This is a genomic window from Mesorhizobium sp. WSM4837 (assembly GCF_055811435.1).
In genome coordinates this window covers 158,369-174,765 of record NZ_JBVVQE010000002.1, presented here as the reverse complement: position 1 = coordinate 174,765, position 16,397 = coordinate 158,369, and the positions used below count along the sequence as shown (strand labels likewise).

Here is a 16,397-nt window from a genome sequence, read left to right as displayed (position 1 = left end):
GGCCATAGGCAAGCCGGCACCGGGGCGCTAAGAGGATTGCCGAATTAACCCGGCCGCGGAGCCGGACCGACATCACGGAACGATCCCGACTTGAACCAGTCGCTAAACCACCAAGCCAAAGCCCGGCCCGGCGAGGTCGTGGCGGTGATCCGCCGCATTCTCACTGAGAACGGCCGCGACTATCGCTGGTATTATGCTCTGGCCGTTCTGTGCCTGGTGATGGTTGCGGCCACGACCGCCTTCACCGCCTGGATCATGAAGGATGTCGTCGACCAGATATTCTACCAGCAGCGCGGCGATCTCATCGCGCTGATCTGCTTGTTGATCCTGGGCGCCTTCATGCTGCGCGGGCTGGCCACCTACGGCCAGGCGGTGACGCTGGCCAGGATCGGCAACAATCTGGTGGCGCGCTACCAGCGCCGCATCTTCGCCCATCTGATGAAGCTCGGCATCGGTTTCTTCAACGACACGCGCTCGGGACGGCTGGCCGCCCAGATCAACGAGAACGTCAACGGCATCCGCGACCTGCTGTCGATGACGCTGACATCCTTGGCACGCGACGCCGTATCGCTGATCGCGCTGATCGGCGTCATGATCTGGCAGGATCCGATGCTGTCGCTGATGTCGCTGCTGGTCGGGCCGCCGCTGATCTACACCGTCGTCTACCTGACCCGCAGGATAAGGCGCGCCACGCGCGAAGCCGTGCAGATAAACGCGCGGCTGATCGGCGCCATGCAGGAAGCAACGCAAGGCATCGCCATCGTCAAGGCGTTTACCCTGGAGGACGAGCTGTCGCGGCGCATCAGCGATCTTGTCGCCGGCGCCGAGCAGCGGGCAAACCGCATCGCTCGCGTCTCGGAACGGTTATCGCCGATCTCCGACATGCTGGCCGGTTTCGCCGTCGCCGGCGTCATCGCCTATTCCGGCTACCGGGCAGCCGTCAGCGGCCAGCCGCCCGGTGCGGTGTTTTCCTTCATCACCGCACTGCTGCTTGCTTACGACCCGGCCCGGCGGCTGGCGCGCATGCAAGTCGGCATGGAACGGGCGCTGGTCAATGCACGCATGATCTACGAGTTGCTCGACCTCGAGCCGCAGCAGGGCGACGCGCCCGGAGCGGCCGAAGCGAAGATCACCCGCGGCGAGGTGCGCTTCAACAATGTGTCGTTCGGCTATGTCGCCGACGCCCCGGTGCTGCAGGATCTCAGCTTCGTTGCCGCCGCCGGCAAGATGACGGCCATCGTCGGCGCCGCGGGCGCCGGCAAGTCGACGCTGGTGGCGCTGCTGCAGCGTTTCCACGATGTCGACGAAGGCAGCATCGAGGTCGACGGCCAGGACATTTCGAAAGTCACCAAGCAGTCGCTGCGCCGCTCCATCGCCTATGTCTCGCAGCAGCCCTATCTGTTCGAAGGCACCATTCGCGACAACATTCGCTACGGGCGGCTGAGCGCCAGCGACGCCGAGATCGAGCTGGCCGCGCAACAGGCCGAGGCCGATGGCTTCATCCGCCAGCAGCCCCAGGGCTATGACACCCCTGTCGGCGAAGGCGGCCTGACGCTGTCGGGCGGCCAGCGCCAGCGCCTGTCGATCGCCCGCGCCATCGTGCGGCAGACGCCGATCCTTTTGCTCGACGAGGCGACCTCGGCGCTCGACAACGAAGCGGAAGCGCGCGTCCAGCAGGCGCTGACCCAGATCATGGCGGGGCGCACGACCATCGTCATTGCGCACCGGCTGTCGACCGTGGTCAATGCCGATCATATCATCGTGCTGGAACAGGGCCGGCTGGTCGAGCAGGGCACGCATGCCTCGCTGATGGCCGACCCGCACAGCGTCTATGCCCGGTTCCACCGGGTGCAGGGCAACAAGGGGCTGGGGCTTGTCGACGACGGCAAGCCGATCCAAACTCCGGGGCAACGCGCGAAGAAGGCGGTCGGGAGAACTTTATGAGCGGTACAAACGACGTCAATGAAATGGGCCTGGTGGTGGTCGGCGCGGCCGGAAGGATGGGCCAGGCGCTGATCCGCGCCACCCATACCATTCCGGGCGCCCGCGTCGCCGGCGCGATCGAGCGGGCCGGCTCGCCGCATCTCGGCAAGGATGCCGGCGAACTGGCCGGCATCGGCACTATCGGGGTTGTGATCGGCGACGATCCGCTGCCGGCTTTCGCCAGGGCCGACGGCGTCCTCGATTTCACCAGCCCGGCGGCGACCGTCGAATTCGCCGGCTACGCGGCGCAGGCGCGCATCGCCCATGTCATCGGCACCACCGGCTGCTCGGCGGACGACAATGCAAGGATCACTGCTGCGGCGCGCCACGCGACGATCGTCAAATCAGGCAATATGAGCCTCGGCGTCAATCTGCTGGCGGTGCTGGTGGAGCAGGCGGCGCGCGCGCTCGATGCCGACGATTTCGATATCGAGATCCTGGAAATGCACCACCGGCACAAGGTCGACGCGCCGTCGGGCACGGCGCTTCTGCTCGGTGAAGCCGCCGCCGCCGGGCGCGGCATCGATCTTGACGGGAACAGCGTGCGGTCGCGCGACGGCCATACCGGCGTGCGCAAGACCGGCTCGATCGGCTTCGCCACGCTGCGCGGCGGCTCGGTGGTCGGCGACCACAGCGTCGTGCTGGCCGGCACCGGCGAGCGCATCACGCTTGCCCATCACGCCGAGGACCGGGCGATCTTCGCCCGCGGCGCGGTCAAGGCCGCACTGTGGGCGCGCGGCAGGAAGCCGGGACTGTATTCGATGCGCGACGTGCTCGGACTCGCCTGAGACGATCTCATCCACCAAACCTAAGGAGCAAAAATGTCGGGAACTCTCGTGCTCGTGCGCCATGGCCAGAGCGAATGGAACCTGAAGAACCTTTTCACCGGCTGGCGCGACGTCGACCTGACCGAGCTGGGCCACGCCGAGGCCAGGAAGGCGGGCGCCAAGCTGAAGGCGCGCGGCATGAAATTCGACATCGCCTTCACCTCGTCGCTGATCCGGGCGCAGAAGACCTGCCAGCACATTCTCGACGCGGTCGGCCAGAGCGATCTCGAGACCATCCGCGACCAGGCGCTGAACGAGCGCGACTATGGCGATCTCTCCGGCCTCAACAAGGACGACGCGCGCCAGAAATGGGGCGAGGAGCAGGTGCATGTCTGGCGCCGCTCCTACGACGTGCCGCCGCCCGGCGGCGAAAGCCTGAAGGACACCGGCGCGCGCGTCTGGCCCTATTATCTGCACGACCTGCAGCCGCATGTGCTGCGCGGCGGCACGGTGCTGGTGGCGGCGCACGGCAATTCGCTGCGCGCGCTGATCATGGCGCTGGACGGCAAGTCGGGCGAGGAGATCGTCAGACTAGAGCTCGGCACCGGCGTGCCGGTCATCTACAGGCTCAACGCCGATTCGACGGTGGCATCCAAGGAAGTGCTGGAGGGGTAAGCCGGCAGTGGTTCGCGCCTTTCAAAAAAGCGCGTTGACACTCATGCCTCGCCCGCTTAATGAGCGCGCACCAGCCCAGATGGCGGAATTGGTAGACGCGCACGGTTCAGGTCCGTGTGCCGCAAGGCGTGGAGGTTCGAGTCCTCTTCTGGGCACCATCATCTTGTAAGCACCTGATTTCATTCAGGTTCTGATTCGCCTTTCCAGTTCGGCCCAGTTGTAACAGTGACTGTTATAGTCGGGGCTCGAATCGAATGGCGACACTGCCCGAACGGATGATGACGCGCAGCGGCACTTTTTACTGCCGAATTTGGGTTCCTACGGACATTGCCCCTATATACGGGCGACAACTCGTGGTCCGATCCTTGCGTACAAAAGATCTCAAAACCGCCAAGTCGCGTCTCGCTCGCAAGAACGTCGAACTGGAAAACCAGTTTGACGCGATTCGTGCCGAGAAGGTTGCCTATGACAATCTTGGCATTGCTGCGCCGGACTCGCGAACGATCCGTGCCGGCTTCCGCGAGATCGCCCGCGAACACGCCATCGCGGCGAGCGATCACGAGTTCTGCCGCCGTGCGGAGCTCTTCAGCCAGGCGACCGCGGCGCCAGCACGGTTCTGGCGCGGCGAGTTCGGACCGCTGCCGGTGCCGGCCGACTTTGGGCACGAAGAGGTCGATGCCTACACCTATTTCGACCACCTCGTTGCCGAAGGTGATCTCGAAAAGGTCATCGCGTTCGTCAATCGGTTTCGCCTTGGGAAGCGGATCGAGACGTTGCAGAGCATGCGGGCGACCGGAAACCTTGGCGAATTCGTCGCGATCGCCGAGAACCGCATTCCCGAAATCACCCGTTCGGATGCGATCGCTCTTGGCCGATTGCTGCTTGAGAACGAACTCGATGCGCTTCGGGCAATCGCCGAGCGACAACCTGATCCTTCGCTGGGCGATCTTCGTGCAGGCAATTTTCGGCAGGCGGAAAAGCCTGAAGCGCCTGCCTTGCACATCTCTCCGCCGACGGCACCAACCGCCATGCCGATCTCGCTCGACGAACTTTTCGAGCGCTGGGAGGCGGAAACCGATCCGAGTGCCAGCACACTGTCCAGCTGGCGCGGCATCATGCGCGACCTCAAATCGTTCGTCGGGGACAAGGCGGACGACATTACTCGGATCACCGCCGAGGATATCGTCGGCTGGAAGGACAAGCTCGTCAAAGCTAAGAAGGCAGCGGCAACCATCTCGCGAGGCTATCTCGGCTGCGCCCGTGCGCTGTTCAGGTTTGCCGTGGCGAACAAGCTCGCGGCGTCCGATCCTTCCCAAGGAATCAAGGTCGCGCGCAAGACGAAGGCGGGCAAGAAGATGTTGGGCTATACCGGAGAGGAGGTGGCTCGGCTGCTGGATTTGGCGAGCGCCGCTCCGGAACCTTGGAAGAAGTGGCTTCCCTGGTTGGCTGCGGCCACGGGTTCACGGATTGGCGAAGTGGCGCAGCTGCACTTCAGCCATGTGTTTGAGGAAGACGGATATCATGTCGTAAAGATCACGCCGGCAATCGATGCCGGTAGCATCAAAAATGCCGAAAGCGAAAGGACAGTGCCCATTCATCCGGCCCTGCTTGCAGCAGGCTTCCTGGAGTTCGTGCGAACGAAAGGCGAAGGTCCGCTCTTCTATGGCCGCTCGTCAGGTGATCCAAAGCGGAAGCATGCCTCGAAAGGCGTTGCCAACCGGCTGGCCACGTGGATTCGAGCGAACGGGTTTTCCGACCCGCGCAAAGCGCCAAATCATGCGCTGAGGCACTGGTTCAAGACCGAAGCTTCAAGGGTAGGCATTTCTGACAGCGTGGCCGACGCCATTCAGGGCCACACCGACAGCAGTTCCTCGGGTGTCTACAGGCATATCGGCTTGGCCCTGATGGCATCAGCGCTCGAGAAGATCGAACTGCCGCCGCGCCGCGGCGTGTCCTTAGACGCTTAGAGCTACACGCCTGCGCTGAGCAAGCTCGTAACGTCCTGATTGCGCCAAGAACGGTTATCGCCGAACCACTACTCAGACGTCGCATTTGGGGCCGCAAGCGGACTGGCAGCTTCTAGCCTCGCAAGCAAGATACCGGACGTTTTTCAGCACAGCAGCGGCATAAGGGTTAAATCGAACGGCTGTCATATGCCCAATGCAGCAGAGCCTGGCGCTGACGCGGCCGGCACCAGCAGTCCCCAGGCTCGCAGGCTCGGCGAAGCTGCGCGATATGGCGGCGAATAGCTTTCCAACGGGCGATCTGTCGCTCGTCCTCGCCGGGCATGCGACGACCTTGGTGGTAGCGGCAGTACCACTGGAACCAGCCACGCGGATCGTCGGAATGTATCCATCCCTTGGATCGCCAGACAATGAGCGGTTGGCTGGCGTCGACCCCGAACCAGTTAAGTGACGGATCTTTTCGCACCGACGACAGCCGGGCCTCTGCAAACCAGTCGTTGGGGAATTCGTCGCGACAATCGGTCATGTACTTGCCGCCGAACACGCCGAGTGCCAGCATCTCGGCCGGTGTCAAGTCTGGCCGGAAATCGGGATGAAAGTCACGGCCAATTGGCGCAACGAGAGCGTACCGGTAGCCTTGCTGCATCCGATCGTTCACGACGACCCACCGGGGTCTCATCGGGCGCCCTGCGACGGTGGTTTCGAGCGGTTGCGCCGCCAGATGGACAAGTTAAGTGCCGCCGCGAAACTCACCCACGTCAGGTAAGGACAAAGCAGCAAGGCAGCAGCCGCATTCACGGGGTGAAACATTATAATCGTCGCCAGGATCGCAGCCCAAAGCACCATGATCTCCACTACGGCCAGCCCGGGTCGGTGAAGTCCAAAAAAGATCGGCGTCCACGCAGCATTGAGCAGAAGTTGGACTCCATAGAAACTGAGAGGCAGTGCTGCACCGGCAATGCCTGCCTCTAGCCATACGAGCCAGCCCGACAGTCCGATCGATGCATAGAGAACCGACCAGACCGGGGCGAACAGCCAATCGGGCGGGCGCCATCTTGGCTTGTCGAGCTGCTTGTACCAGTCGCCTGGCCTAAAGATCACGCCGGTAGCCGCCGCAGCGAAGCTCGCGACCTCGAAGGTGACCAGCACGAGGAGGGAATGCATGTCCATCCGGCAAAAGATGGAGGGAACCGCCGACGAGGCAAGCGGGTCCCTCCGAAGGCCCTATCGGTTCTGGCCAGCAGCGAACTCGCCGGAGCCCATCGCAGAAAGCAGGGGGGTGATCTGCCAGGCCGCCGATAGCCCTACCAGGATGTAAACGATCCGGGCGAACCCCGAGCCAGCCCCGAAGATGGCGGCCACGAGGTCAAAGCTGAATAGCCCGACCAGCCCCCAGTTCAGCCCGCCTACGATTATGAGGATGAGCGTAAAAACGTTGATGATCTTCATGGTTCTTCTCCAGGTCGAGGGATGAGGGTCAGCCTTCCGGCGGCATGATCACCTTGTCGATGACATGGATGACGCCGTTCGAGGCAGCAAGATCGGCAGCAGTGACGGCGGCATCGTTGACCTTGACGGTGGAGCCCTCGACTTCGATGTCGATCATTTCGCCATTTACCGACTTCGCTTCATCGATACCCGCCACGTCCGCAGCCATCACCTTCCCCGCGACCACATGGTAGGTGAGGATCTCAGTGAGTTTTTGCTTGTTCTCCGGCTTCAGCAGGTTTTCGACGGTACCGGCCGGCAATTTGGCGAAGGCTTCATCGGTCGGAGCAAAGACCGTGAACGGACCCGTCCCTTTGAGAGTTGTGACCAGGCCCGCCGCTTCGAGCGCTGCGGCCAGGGTCTTGAACTGACCCGCATCCACCGCAGTGTCGACGACATCCTTCTCCGCGGCGAACGCGCTGACGCTGCTGCCGAGCGTGATCGCTGCAGCGAACAAAACACTTTTGAACTTCATGGCATTTTTCCTCTGATGACCGGTGCGGGGTGCACGTCATGGCTTTCATGTGGAGCAAATTAGTTTTCTTGCTACTCAAATTTTCGTGAACAGAAAGAGAATTCTCTTGTGAAGATAATATCGTTGGCATAGTTTCCCGAAACGAAAAGGAATTTTGCCACATGCTCTCCGACACGCTTTCAACCGAGCTTCAGCGGTACGCGATCGGCCCTCGTATCAAGGCACTGCGTCTGAGAAAGAAGCTGGGGTTGGTGCAGTTGGCCGGGCATACGGGCCTCTCGCCTGCGATGCTGTCGAAGATCGAGCGCGGGCAGATGTTTCCAACGCTGCCCACGCTGCTTCGGATCGCCATGGTTTTCGGCGTCGGCCTCGATCACTTCTTCAATGCCGACAAGGAGGAGCCGCTCATCGCGATCGTCCGAAAGCAGCAGCGTCTCAAACTTCCAAGCCCGCCGGGCGAAAAGCACCCGGCCTATCTATTCGAAAGCCTGGACTATCCCGCTTCTGACCGCCGCATGGAAGCGTTCTACGCCGAGTTCCCGGTCGATTCGCCGCCCTCAGAGCCGCATCAACATGGCAGCGCTGAGTTCATCTACGTGCTCAGCGGTCGGCTTATACTCAATGTGAATGGCAAGGAGGCCGCGCTGGATACGGGGGACGCTGTATATTTCGACTCAAGCGTTCCGCACAGTTACCGCCGTGAAGGCAAGGAAATATCAACCGCTATCGTTGTGACTTCTTCATAGGCCGGCGTTGACTGAACACTCCTGAAACTCAATCCCTATGCATTGCCAGCGTTGGTGGAGGAAGTCGGCTTTCAGGTGGGGAGCCGCGGGTAGTCAACGGCCGAGATGGGCGCATTGCTGCTCGAGAGCATAGTGGGGCCGCCAATGGCCAGTCCGCTCTTGATTTTCAAGTATGAAAAGTAGCCTTCAAGGCGAGCGGGCCGCTCAGCGACTCGTACACTCTGTCGGCGGCCGGATTCCGGTAGCCAGAATCACAATGCGGCTCCGTACGACTGCCGCGTCACGTGTTGAAGATCTTTGGTGCCGCTACGAGCGGCTGGGCCGCGTGGAGGCGAACTGCGACTTCGTCCGCCGCAATAGTCCGTCGACCATATAAGGGCGTGAGAACGGCATATCGGGCGTACGGAACTATTGAAAATGCTGGCCGTTAGGGTGTTCACCAAGCCGAAGGGGGCAACGTGGAAACTGACGACGCTTCACCGATAGTCACAGGAGTTGAAGGCCTCGATTATGTCCTTCGAGGTGGGTACGCCAAGTTCCGATCTCATCTCGTCGAAGGCAGACCCGGCTCGGGAAAGACCACACTCGGGCTGCAGTTTTTGCTCAATGGCGCGCAGAACAAGGAGAGATGCCTCTACATCACACTATCCGAAAGTAAGCGGGAGCTGCTTTCGGTCGCGAGCCGACATGGCTTGAGTCTCGATGGCATAGAGATCCTAGAGCTTGTCCCTCCAGAGCTTAGCCTCGATCCATCCCAGCTCCAGACATTGGTTCACTCTTCCGAACTCGAGCTTGGTGAGACCGTGCAATCAGCGCTGGCTGAAATCGAGCGTCTCAAGCCAGACCGAGTCGTGTTCGATTCGCTATCCGAAATCCGTCTCTTGTCACAAGGCTCGTTGCGCTATCGGCGGCAAGTACTGGCACTTAAGAGCTTTTTCCTGCTCAGCAACGCAACTGTCTTATTGCTCGATGACCTGACCGCAGAACATGACGATCTAAATTTGCACTCGATCAGTCACGGCGTCATTAGGTTGGAACAGCTGTCGCCGGTGTACGGCGGAGAGCGACGGCGGCTGCGTGTCATCAAGATGCGTGGGGTACAAATTCGTGGTGGCTACCACGATTTCGTCATTCGGCCGGGCGGCCTGACCGTGTTTCCCAGGCTTGTCGCTTCCGAGCATGAGATGGTCGAGTATGGCCCGCCTGCCTCAAGCGAAACTGCAATTGACAACCTGGCTGGCGGAGGCTTGGCGCGCGGCACCAGCACCCTGCTTATGGGTCCCTCCGGGGTCGGAAAATCAACCATTGCCAGCGCTTATTGTCATGCTGCGCTCCTCCGAGGCGAGAGCGTCCTGGTGCTCTTGTTCGACGAAACAAAACGAATCTTCATGGCGCGCGCTTCAGGTCTCGGAATGAATCTGGAGGCGTTTGCCGAAGAGGGCAGATTGTTGCTGGAACAGATCGACCCGGCGGAGCTTTCGCCTGGTGAGCTGTCGGCGCGTATTCAGTCCGCCGTCGAACGGTCAAATGCAAGGATCGTCGTCGTCGACAGCCTCACCGGCTACCTTAACACCATGTCTGGAGAGCAGCATCTCGTGCTTCAAATGCACGAGATCCTTACCTATCTCAATCACAAAGGCGTGGTTACAATTCTGGTTTTGGCCAATCATGGATTGATTGGCCAAGTGGCAGCTCCTGTGGAAATGACGTATCTCTGCGATTCCGTCATGCTTTTACGCTTCTTCGAGAGTGGCGGTCGCTTGAGGCGCGCTATTTCGGTTGTAAAAAGGCGCGTAGGCCCGCACGAAGACACCATTCGTGAGTTCAAAATCACCGCCGCTGGATTGGCTGTAAGTGAGCCACTGGAGGATTTCCGAGGCATCCTTACGGGCGTGCCTTCATTCGAGGGCAAGAAGGCCGACCTTCTCGAAGGTGAGCCGTCCTGATGACACTGGACCTGGAAGTTCTTGTGCTTGCGCCGATAGGGCGTGATGGCAAGGTTGCAAGTTCGATCCTAGCTGCCAGTCGGATCAGTTCATGCATCTGCTCGAGTCTCGACGAAGCAATGCCGCTTCTGGACCGCGCACATTGCCTTGTTGTTGCCGAGGAGGCACTGATCAACGCCGATCGCAGTCGGTTTGCAGCTTGGCTCGAGAATCAGCCGGCGTGGTCAGATTTTCCAATCGTGCTTCTGACAATGCGTGGCACCGAGTTCGACAAGCGTCTTGCGTTTCTCGATCGTCATCTGATCGTGCTTGAACGGCCGTTTCTGGCCTCGAGTTTCGCCAACTCTGTGCGATCTGCTCTGCGCGCCCGCGCCCGCCAGATCGAGGTCAAGTCCTATATCGAACAGAAGCAGGAAGTGACGCAGCGGCAGAACCTGCTGATCCGGGAACTGCATCATCGCGTTAAGAACACGCTGGCCAATGTTAGGGCCATGATGGGCGCAACAGCCATATCAACCGATAGCGTTGAGGAGTTCGTGCGTAATTTCTCGGCCAGGATCGTCTCACTGGCTGAAACGCATTCGATTTTGACGGACGACTACTGGCAGACCGCCTCTTTGAACAAACTTCTTGAGGGGGAACTCCGACATTACGAGACAGACGACAGCCCACGTATACGGCTTGAAGGACCGAACGTCGCGCTCATTGCCGACATTGCCGTACCGGTCGGCATGGCCCTCCATGAGCTTGCCTCCAATTCGGCGAAATTCGGGGCGTTGTCTCGGCCTGAAGGTCAGCTTGCCGTCTGTTGGTCAGTCGGCAGTTCTGGTGCTGGGCAGACGCTCAGCCTCGCCTGGCAGGAGCGCAACGGACCCCCGGTTCAAACGCCGAAGCGGCGGGGTTTTGGCACCGCGCTTCTAGAAAAGGTGGTCCCCGTGCAGTGTGATGCCAAGGTTGAACTCGACTATCAACATGACGGCCTGCGCTTCACCTTGGTCCTACCGCTGCGCGAGACAAGGCTCGTGCCTTCCTACTCGTGAACCTCACCGCGGCTTCAAATTTGGCGATGGCTGGTTGAGCCCATGACTGGTACTGTGCCTTTCAGGGAAAAGAACGGGCCCCGAGATGACATCGGATTCAGAGAAGGCCGTTGAGCAGTTGCTCGATACACCCGATCTTGCCACCGCGCTGGAAAGCGATCAGTTCAAAAAATTCCTCGACCAGGTGCCAATCGCGATTGCTGTTTCGGACTTGAGCGCGAAAGAGCGCGTGGTCTATGCCAATCCGGAATTCGAAAAACTGTCCGGTCTAAAGGCGGCCGCGCTTACCCGGCAGAATTGGGCAGCACTCCCTGGTATTGGCCTCCATCAGCACAAGGGCCGGCCACTTGGCGAAGCCGTGGTTGAGGAGACCGATTTCGTCGGCACCTTCCGGCTGGAGCGCGAAGCGGACAGGGCCGCAATAGCTGACGTTTATTCAAACATCATCGTGGACGACAATGGCATGCGGTGCTTCCGGTTGGTGGCTCTGGTCGACGTGTCAGCCCATGGTCAAAATGACGACGGGCGCCCGGTGGAGGAGCTCGTTCGCGAGAAGGACACGCTGCTGCGCGAACTCCAGCATCGGGTGAAAAACAACCTCCAGATGATCACGGCGTTGATCCGTCTCGAAACCCGCAACGCCACGGAGCCCGATCAGAAGCGGTTTGAGAGGCTCGCCGGGCGTGTCGACGCTCTGGCGATCCTCTACCAGACGCTATCGGCCGACGAACAGAAGGATGAAGTCGACCTTGGCGTCTATCTCAGCCAGATCGCGTCCGCGGTGATGACTTCGCATGCCGTAGAGGGTATTCGCCTCGACATGAAAGTGGACACATATCCGGTGTCGATCAACGTTGCTATGCCGGCGGGACTGGTCGTGAACGAACTGCTGACCAACTCACTAAAACATGCTTTCCAGGGGCGCGAAGGCGGCACGATAACGCTGCACAGCATCGTCGGTGGCGACGGCTGCCGGGTCATCGTTGCTGACGATGGTATCGGCCTGCCGGAGGGCGAGTCATGGCCCAAGACCGGCAAGCTTGGCGCGCTGATCGCCCGCTCGTTAGCCGAGAATGCCAAGGCGCAGTTCGACGTAAAGTCGAGTGCTGGCGAAGGGACTGCGGTCACTATCATCTTTAGGCGATCCGAGGCAGAAAGCTCCGCTCTGAAATCCATCTGAAGTGCTGCTGCTCGACAGTTGTTACGCTGCAGGGCTAGTTCGGCTCGACCTACGGGATCAAGGCGCTTAGCCGCAGCGCGCGTGAAGCTTCCTGCCTCTGCGACGGCAATGAAGGCTGCGACATCGCTGAAATCGCGTTTCTCATTTATCAATTCATTCTAACTTCATGCGGATTATATAGCGGCCAATTAACGCCTGTCTCCTCCGTTATTTCTACGATCTCAATGACGGAAAGGGCCAAGAAAAATCAGTGACATGAACACATGGACGCTTGAGACGTCGGCTTTCAGGAAAAGCAAGGTTCATCTCAACAGTTCGAGATTGGCGCGAAGCGGTAATTGATGTGCCGGGCGCAGGGGTCGCCATGGTTCAATTCACAGCCGCTGATCTTGACGCCGTCCGGCCTTATGCGAAGCTGATAGGGTCATTCGATCTGGGGGCAGTGAATGTCGTCATCGCATTATACGCATGGATCAAGTGAAGCCGAGCAGCAACGGCTGACGGCTTTAAACAAGCGTCTTAATCAACGATGTCTCGACGCTGCACAGCTGGTTGTTGGCGAGCGGGTCGTCGATTTCGGTGCTGGGTTAGGGCAGTTTTCGAGAATGATGGCGCGGGCCACCGGTGTTCCGGTCTTGGCTTTGGAGCGAAGCCCGGAGCAGATAGCGGAGGCGCTACGACAGGCTGACGCCGATGGGGATTTGGCATTTCTGGAGATGAGGCAAGGTGATGTGCTTGCTCCACTTCTTACCGATAACGAGATTGGACAGTTCGACGTTGCTCATGCGCGGTTCGTTCTAGAGCACCTACCTGACCCGTTGCTGCTTGTTCGCAACATGGCCGGCGCAGTGCGACCGGGCGGACGGGTGATATTGTCAGATGACGACTATGATGGGCTGCGGCTCTGGCCCGAGCCACCGGGATTTGCCTCACTATGGCATGCCTATCAGCGAACCTACGACCGACACGGCAATGATCCAATCATCGGACGTCGCCTTGTCCAATTGTTCCATCAGGCCGACCTGCGTCCGCGACGTATCACATTTGCCTTTTTTGGCGGATGCGCCGGCGAGCCTGACTTTGAGGCAGTTGTCCGGAACATTGCGAGCATCATCGATGAAGCGATGGACGATATCGTCGCTATCGGATTGCCTCCCCAATCCGTCACTGCGACGCTCGACGCCCTGATTGATTGGAGCAAGGAGCCGGACTCGGCCGTCTGGTTTGGAATGTCTTGGGCTGAAGCCGTTCGACCGGTCTAGTCGATGGGCTCTTGTGGTTCGTTTTGCCGTAACCAAGAGATAGATTTTCTGAACAGCGCGTCCGCTTTCGGTTGCCTCTGCCCTCGGGCGGAACGACCGAGATGGGGCGCTAAGCGGCCATCCAAGGCCTACGGAAGTCGTCTTGGGTAGCAGGGGCACCAACGCTTCTTTCGCAGTATACGCGCAAACGGGAACCCAGCCGGCTCTTCCCCCGCAGCAACGAAGTAGGTAGCGCGGATGTGGGGAAAGGCGTAGCGCTCTCCCGCTCCTAAAATCTATTAACACTCTGAAACTCCTTAACCAGATATCGGCGACGTGGTAGCGGCCCGCGAAACACATCAGGACGTGATCTCTACCAGCGAGCCATCCGGCGTTCGTACGACCGCTTCATAGTAGCCATCTCCGGTCATGCGCGGTTGCGAGACCAGCAAACCGTCTTCATCAAGTCGCCTGGCTAGGGCGTCTACCGCTTCATGTGAACCGACGGAGACAGCGACATGCGCCCAGCCCGGGACTTCCGCGCCGGCGCGCGCTATGTCTTCGGGAACCCACGGACCGGTCATCAATTCGATGGATGGCCCACCGTCCAATTCCACAAAGCGAGATGCGAAGCCTGGGCGTCGTCGACTTTCATACCGCTCACCGTTCATGGGATTGCCAACCATGCCCACGATCTGGACCGGAACACTTCGAACACGCCTGATCCGTCACATCCGATCATCATGACGATCGAGCGCGGCTTATTGGACTCCCAGGGCATCGCTGTTGGTTTCCACATTTCGTATCGCATCGGCCAACCGGTGTTCAGGCAAATCTCCCGATCGGACGGCCGCAACGATGTGCATGGCAACCTCGTTTGCCCTGCCCGCCGGAAGAAGGATGAGGTCGGCACCCGCGTTCACGGCGGCGACTGCGGTTTCGCTATCAGAGAGGCCTCGCAGAATTCCAACAGCATCGATATCGTCACTGACGACGATGCCGGTAAAACCAAAATCGTGGCGCAGCATATCGATGGTTTTCTTCGAGCGAGAGGATGGAAAGTCCGAATCGACGGCGGGTACCAGCGCCGGGCCGGTCATGATTGCGCGGACGCCCGCTTGGATCGCCGAGCGGAAAACGTCAAATCCCGGGAGCAGATCTTCTGCTGTCCCTCGAACATCCGCGAGTTCGATTGCCGGGTCACCGGTGATGTCATGGTGGCCGGGAAAGTGTTTGGCTGTCGCCACGATGCCGGCACTCTGAATGCCACTGATGAATGCCCTCGTGATGCGGGCGACCTGACGCGCATCTGTGTCAAGGGTTCGTCCATGCAGCCAGGGATTGCGACCAGTGAGGACATCGACCACGGGACCGAGGAACATTCCGACCCCTAGTTCCCTGGCCTTCCGGCCAATGACGTGCGCCCGTTGGCGAATTGTCTCATCCGGCATCGAGAGCAGTTCCGCCCGACCGCCAAGCCTTGGCGCCAGTCCATGCAGACGTTCGATTCCGGTTGGCTCCTGATCGAGCGCGATTAGCACCCTGTTGGCGCGGGTGGCCACTTCGTCAGCCAGACGGCGGAAATCCTCCGCTCGTTCTGAGGCGCGTCTGGCATCGCTCATTCGACGCGAAACATATTCGGCCCGTGTCTCGCCGAGCAGCAGCGATCGGCCACCTTCGTCGAAGTAGCGCTTCAAATCATCAGTCAACTCCAGACTGTCGATAGCGGGAAGGAGGACCGCGCGCGCGTTGCGTTCGATACTGTCCACGGTCCTGTCCTTCGCAAATGTGTTCGAGCCAGAGAATTGGCCGCGGCCGATGCGGATGAGAATGCTTCGGCTCGGGTATCACGATCTTCTGATGTTCTGCCCGCTTCCCGCGCTTATTCCGCGTCAACGGGCGCTTCGCAAAGTTGCTCGCTATACGCATGGGATACTTCAGAATAGGCCACGCACTTAATTCTGGATAACTCGACGTTCTCCTGGCTTGTGCGCATTATAAAAGCCACGATTTTTCCGCCGAAAAAATACGATCCCATCGACGACAATAGTATCAGGCCCGCCAGAGCTGGGATTGAAATTGAAGGCCTTTTTCGGGTTTGATTCAACATTGGCTTTTCCATGCAACATGGGCTCCATCTTGCCCCTTCAGTCGCCCAAACAGAGCATCTAGGGAATCGGGTGCAACTCGATAGCCAACCAGATCGAGTCGGTGTCCGCATAATAGCGATGCCACGGATACTCCCACCGGTTCTTGCCGGCGACGCGGCAGAATGGGTCATGCGTGTAACCAACCGGCATCATGATATCCTCATAGAGCGCGGACTGCTCCCGCTCATGGAATTTCTGCATGCGGCCGAGGCCATGGATCTGGGTATGCACCTCGAGGAACGGGTGCTCATTGTGGATGAAGCAGTCGGTTTCTCCCGGCGACCACCAAAGGTTCAGCTTCAGCTCGAACTCCTGATTTGCCGCGACGGCGGGGTTCTCGTTGGTAAATGCGAAAGGATTGGTCGTCACGGTGCCGATCGTATCCTGCGCCGAGATGTAAAGTGGCGTGTCGCGCGGAAAGCTCTTGATCCGGTTGCCAAGCCAGTCCCAGCCGCGCAGGGCGACGCCGCCGAGGTTGGTGGTCTTGTTCATCTTCAGCACTGCCGCACGCTCCGCGCTGACGATCTTCGCACCCTTCAGCGTGGTCGACTTCCAGGCTGGCACGATACCGGGCACGGCCGATCCCGACGTCACCATCGGCTTTGGCGAAAGGTTGACGACTACACCGTCCTCGACGGCGAAATCGCGCGCATTGTCGACCAATGCCGCCGAGATGAAATCATCGGCAAAAGCCAGATTGCGACACGCGTTCTCTTGATAAGCCATCAGCATCCTGATTCCA

General features: G+C 59.9%; 16 protein-coding genes, 1 tRNA gene and 1 pseudogene. 11 read left to right on the top strand and 7 right to left on the bottom strand.

All coding sequences use genetic code 11. The features are described from left to right. Positions 1–90: 90 nt before the first annotated feature. The 6 genes and pseudogenes from AC0L3D_RS02165 to AC0L3D_RS02140 all read left to right on the top strand — a co-directional run bounded on the left by AC0L3D_RS02165 (position 91) and on the right by AC0L3D_RS02140 (position 5,392). Entirely contained in the window at positions 91–1,944 is a 1,854-nt protein-coding gene (locus tag AC0L3D_RS02165; RefSeq protein WP_473642920.1) for an ABC transporter ATP-binding protein, read from the top strand. Continuing rightward, positions 1,941–2,771: a 4-hydroxy-tetrahydrodipicolinate reductase gene (dapB, locus tag AC0L3D_RS02160; protein ID WP_473626685.1), complete on the top strand. Its 831-nt coding sequence runs from the start codon at positions 1,941–1,943 to the stop codon at positions 2,769–2,771. Before AC0L3D_RS02165 ends, dapB begins: the two co-directional genes overlap by 4 nt. Before the next feature lie 33 nt (positions 2,772–2,804). Beyond that, positions 2,805–3,425, top strand: coding sequence for a 2,3-bisphosphoglycerate-dependent phosphoglycerate mutase (locus tag AC0L3D_RS02155; RefSeq protein ID WP_473626684.1), 621 nt, complete (start codon positions 2,805–2,807; stop codon positions 3,423–3,425). Between the two features lie 73 nt (positions 3,426–3,498). Beyond that, positions 3,499–3,583: transfer RNA gene (locus AC0L3D_RS02150), tRNA-Leu, on the top strand. A 96-nt stretch (positions 3,584–3,679) separates the two neighbouring features. Further along, positions 3,680–3,814 (top strand): annotated as a pseudogene (locus tag AC0L3D_RS02145) (DUF6538 domain-containing protein); the annotation flags it as partial. 639 nt (positions 3,815–4,453) lie between these two features. Further along, on the top strand, positions 4,454–5,392 hold the full coding sequence (locus AC0L3D_RS02140) for a site-specific integrase (RefSeq protein ID WP_473642943.1): 939 nt from the start codon (positions 4,454–4,456) through the stop codon (positions 5,390–5,392). A gap of 166 nt (positions 5,393–5,558) precedes the next feature. Here AC0L3D_RS02140 and AC0L3D_RS02135 read toward each other — a convergent pair whose 3' ends face one another. Genes AC0L3D_RS02135 through AC0L3D_RS02120 form a run of 4 tightly spaced genes read right to left on the bottom strand, consistent with a single transcriptional unit; the run spans position 5,559 to position 7,352 of the window. Then, positions 5,559–6,068, bottom strand: coding sequence for a hypothetical protein (locus AC0L3D_RS02135; protein ID WP_473642918.1), 510 nt, complete (start codon positions 6,066–6,068; stop codon positions 5,559–5,561). Further along, positions 6,065–6,553 (bottom strand): TspO/MBR family protein, encoded by a 489-nt coding sequence (locus tag AC0L3D_RS02130; protein WP_473642916.1) that lies wholly within the window; start codon positions 6,551–6,553, stop codon positions 6,065–6,067. Before AC0L3D_RS02130 ends, AC0L3D_RS02135 begins: the two co-directional genes overlap by 4 nt. 60 nt (positions 6,554–6,613) lie before the next feature. After that, positions 6,614–6,838, bottom strand: coding sequence for a DUF378 domain-containing protein (locus AC0L3D_RS02125; RefSeq protein WP_473642914.1), 225 nt, complete (start codon positions 6,836–6,838; stop codon positions 6,614–6,616). Positions 6,839–6,866: 28 nt separating this feature from the next. After that, positions 6,867–7,352: a fasciclin domain-containing protein gene (locus AC0L3D_RS02120; protein WP_473642912.1), complete on the bottom strand. Its 486-nt coding sequence runs from the start codon at positions 7,350–7,352 to the stop codon at positions 6,867–6,869. A gap of 161 nt (positions 7,353–7,513) precedes the next feature. Between AC0L3D_RS02120 and AC0L3D_RS02115 the strand changes: the two genes are divergently transcribed. From AC0L3D_RS02115 to AC0L3D_RS02095, 5 genes are all read left to right on the top strand, one after another. After that, positions 7,514–8,098, top strand: coding sequence for a helix-turn-helix domain-containing protein (locus tag AC0L3D_RS02115; protein ID WP_473642910.1), 585 nt, complete (start codon positions 7,514–7,516; stop codon positions 8,096–8,098). A 458-nt stretch (positions 8,099–8,556) separates the two neighbouring features. Continuing rightward, positions 8,557–10,044 (top strand): ATPase domain-containing protein, encoded by a 1,488-nt coding sequence (locus AC0L3D_RS02110; protein ID WP_473642908.1) that lies wholly within the window; start codon positions 8,557–8,559, stop codon positions 10,042–10,044. Beyond that, the gene (locus tag AC0L3D_RS02105) at positions 10,044–11,084 is read left to right on the top strand and encodes a sensor histidine kinase (RefSeq protein WP_473642906.1); all 1,041 of its coding nucleotides are present in this window, start codon (positions 10,044–10,046) and stop codon (positions 11,082–11,084) included. The genes AC0L3D_RS02110 and AC0L3D_RS02105 overlap by 1 nt, the downstream gene beginning before the upstream one ends. Before the next feature lie 85 nt (positions 11,085–11,169). Continuing rightward, entirely contained in the window at positions 11,170–12,264 is a 1,095-nt protein-coding gene (locus AC0L3D_RS02100; protein ID WP_473642904.1) for a sensor histidine kinase, read from the top strand. A 446-nt stretch (positions 12,265–12,710) separates the two neighbouring features. After that, entirely contained in the window at positions 12,711–13,526 is an 816-nt protein-coding gene (locus AC0L3D_RS02095) for a class I SAM-dependent methyltransferase (RefSeq protein WP_473642902.1), read from the top strand. A gap of 338 nt (positions 13,527–13,864) precedes the next feature. On the opposite strand, the gene AC0L3D_RS02090 is transcribed toward AC0L3D_RS02095, so the two are convergent. From AC0L3D_RS02090 to AC0L3D_RS02080, 3 genes are all read right to left on the bottom strand, one after another. Next, entirely contained in the window at positions 13,865–14,176 is a 312-nt protein-coding gene (locus AC0L3D_RS02090) for a VOC family protein (protein ID WP_473642941.1), read from the bottom strand. Between the two features lie 90 nt (positions 14,177–14,266). Next, entirely contained in the window at positions 14,267–15,274 is a 1,008-nt protein-coding gene (locus AC0L3D_RS02085) for a glycoside hydrolase family 3 N-terminal domain-containing protein (RefSeq protein ID WP_473642900.1), read from the bottom strand. Between the two features lie 399 nt (positions 15,275–15,673). Next, positions 15,674–16,381, bottom strand: coding sequence for a hypothetical protein (locus AC0L3D_RS02080; RefSeq protein WP_236377365.1), 708 nt, complete (start codon positions 16,379–16,381; stop codon positions 15,674–15,676). Between the last annotated feature and the right edge of the window lie 16 nt (positions 16,382–16,397).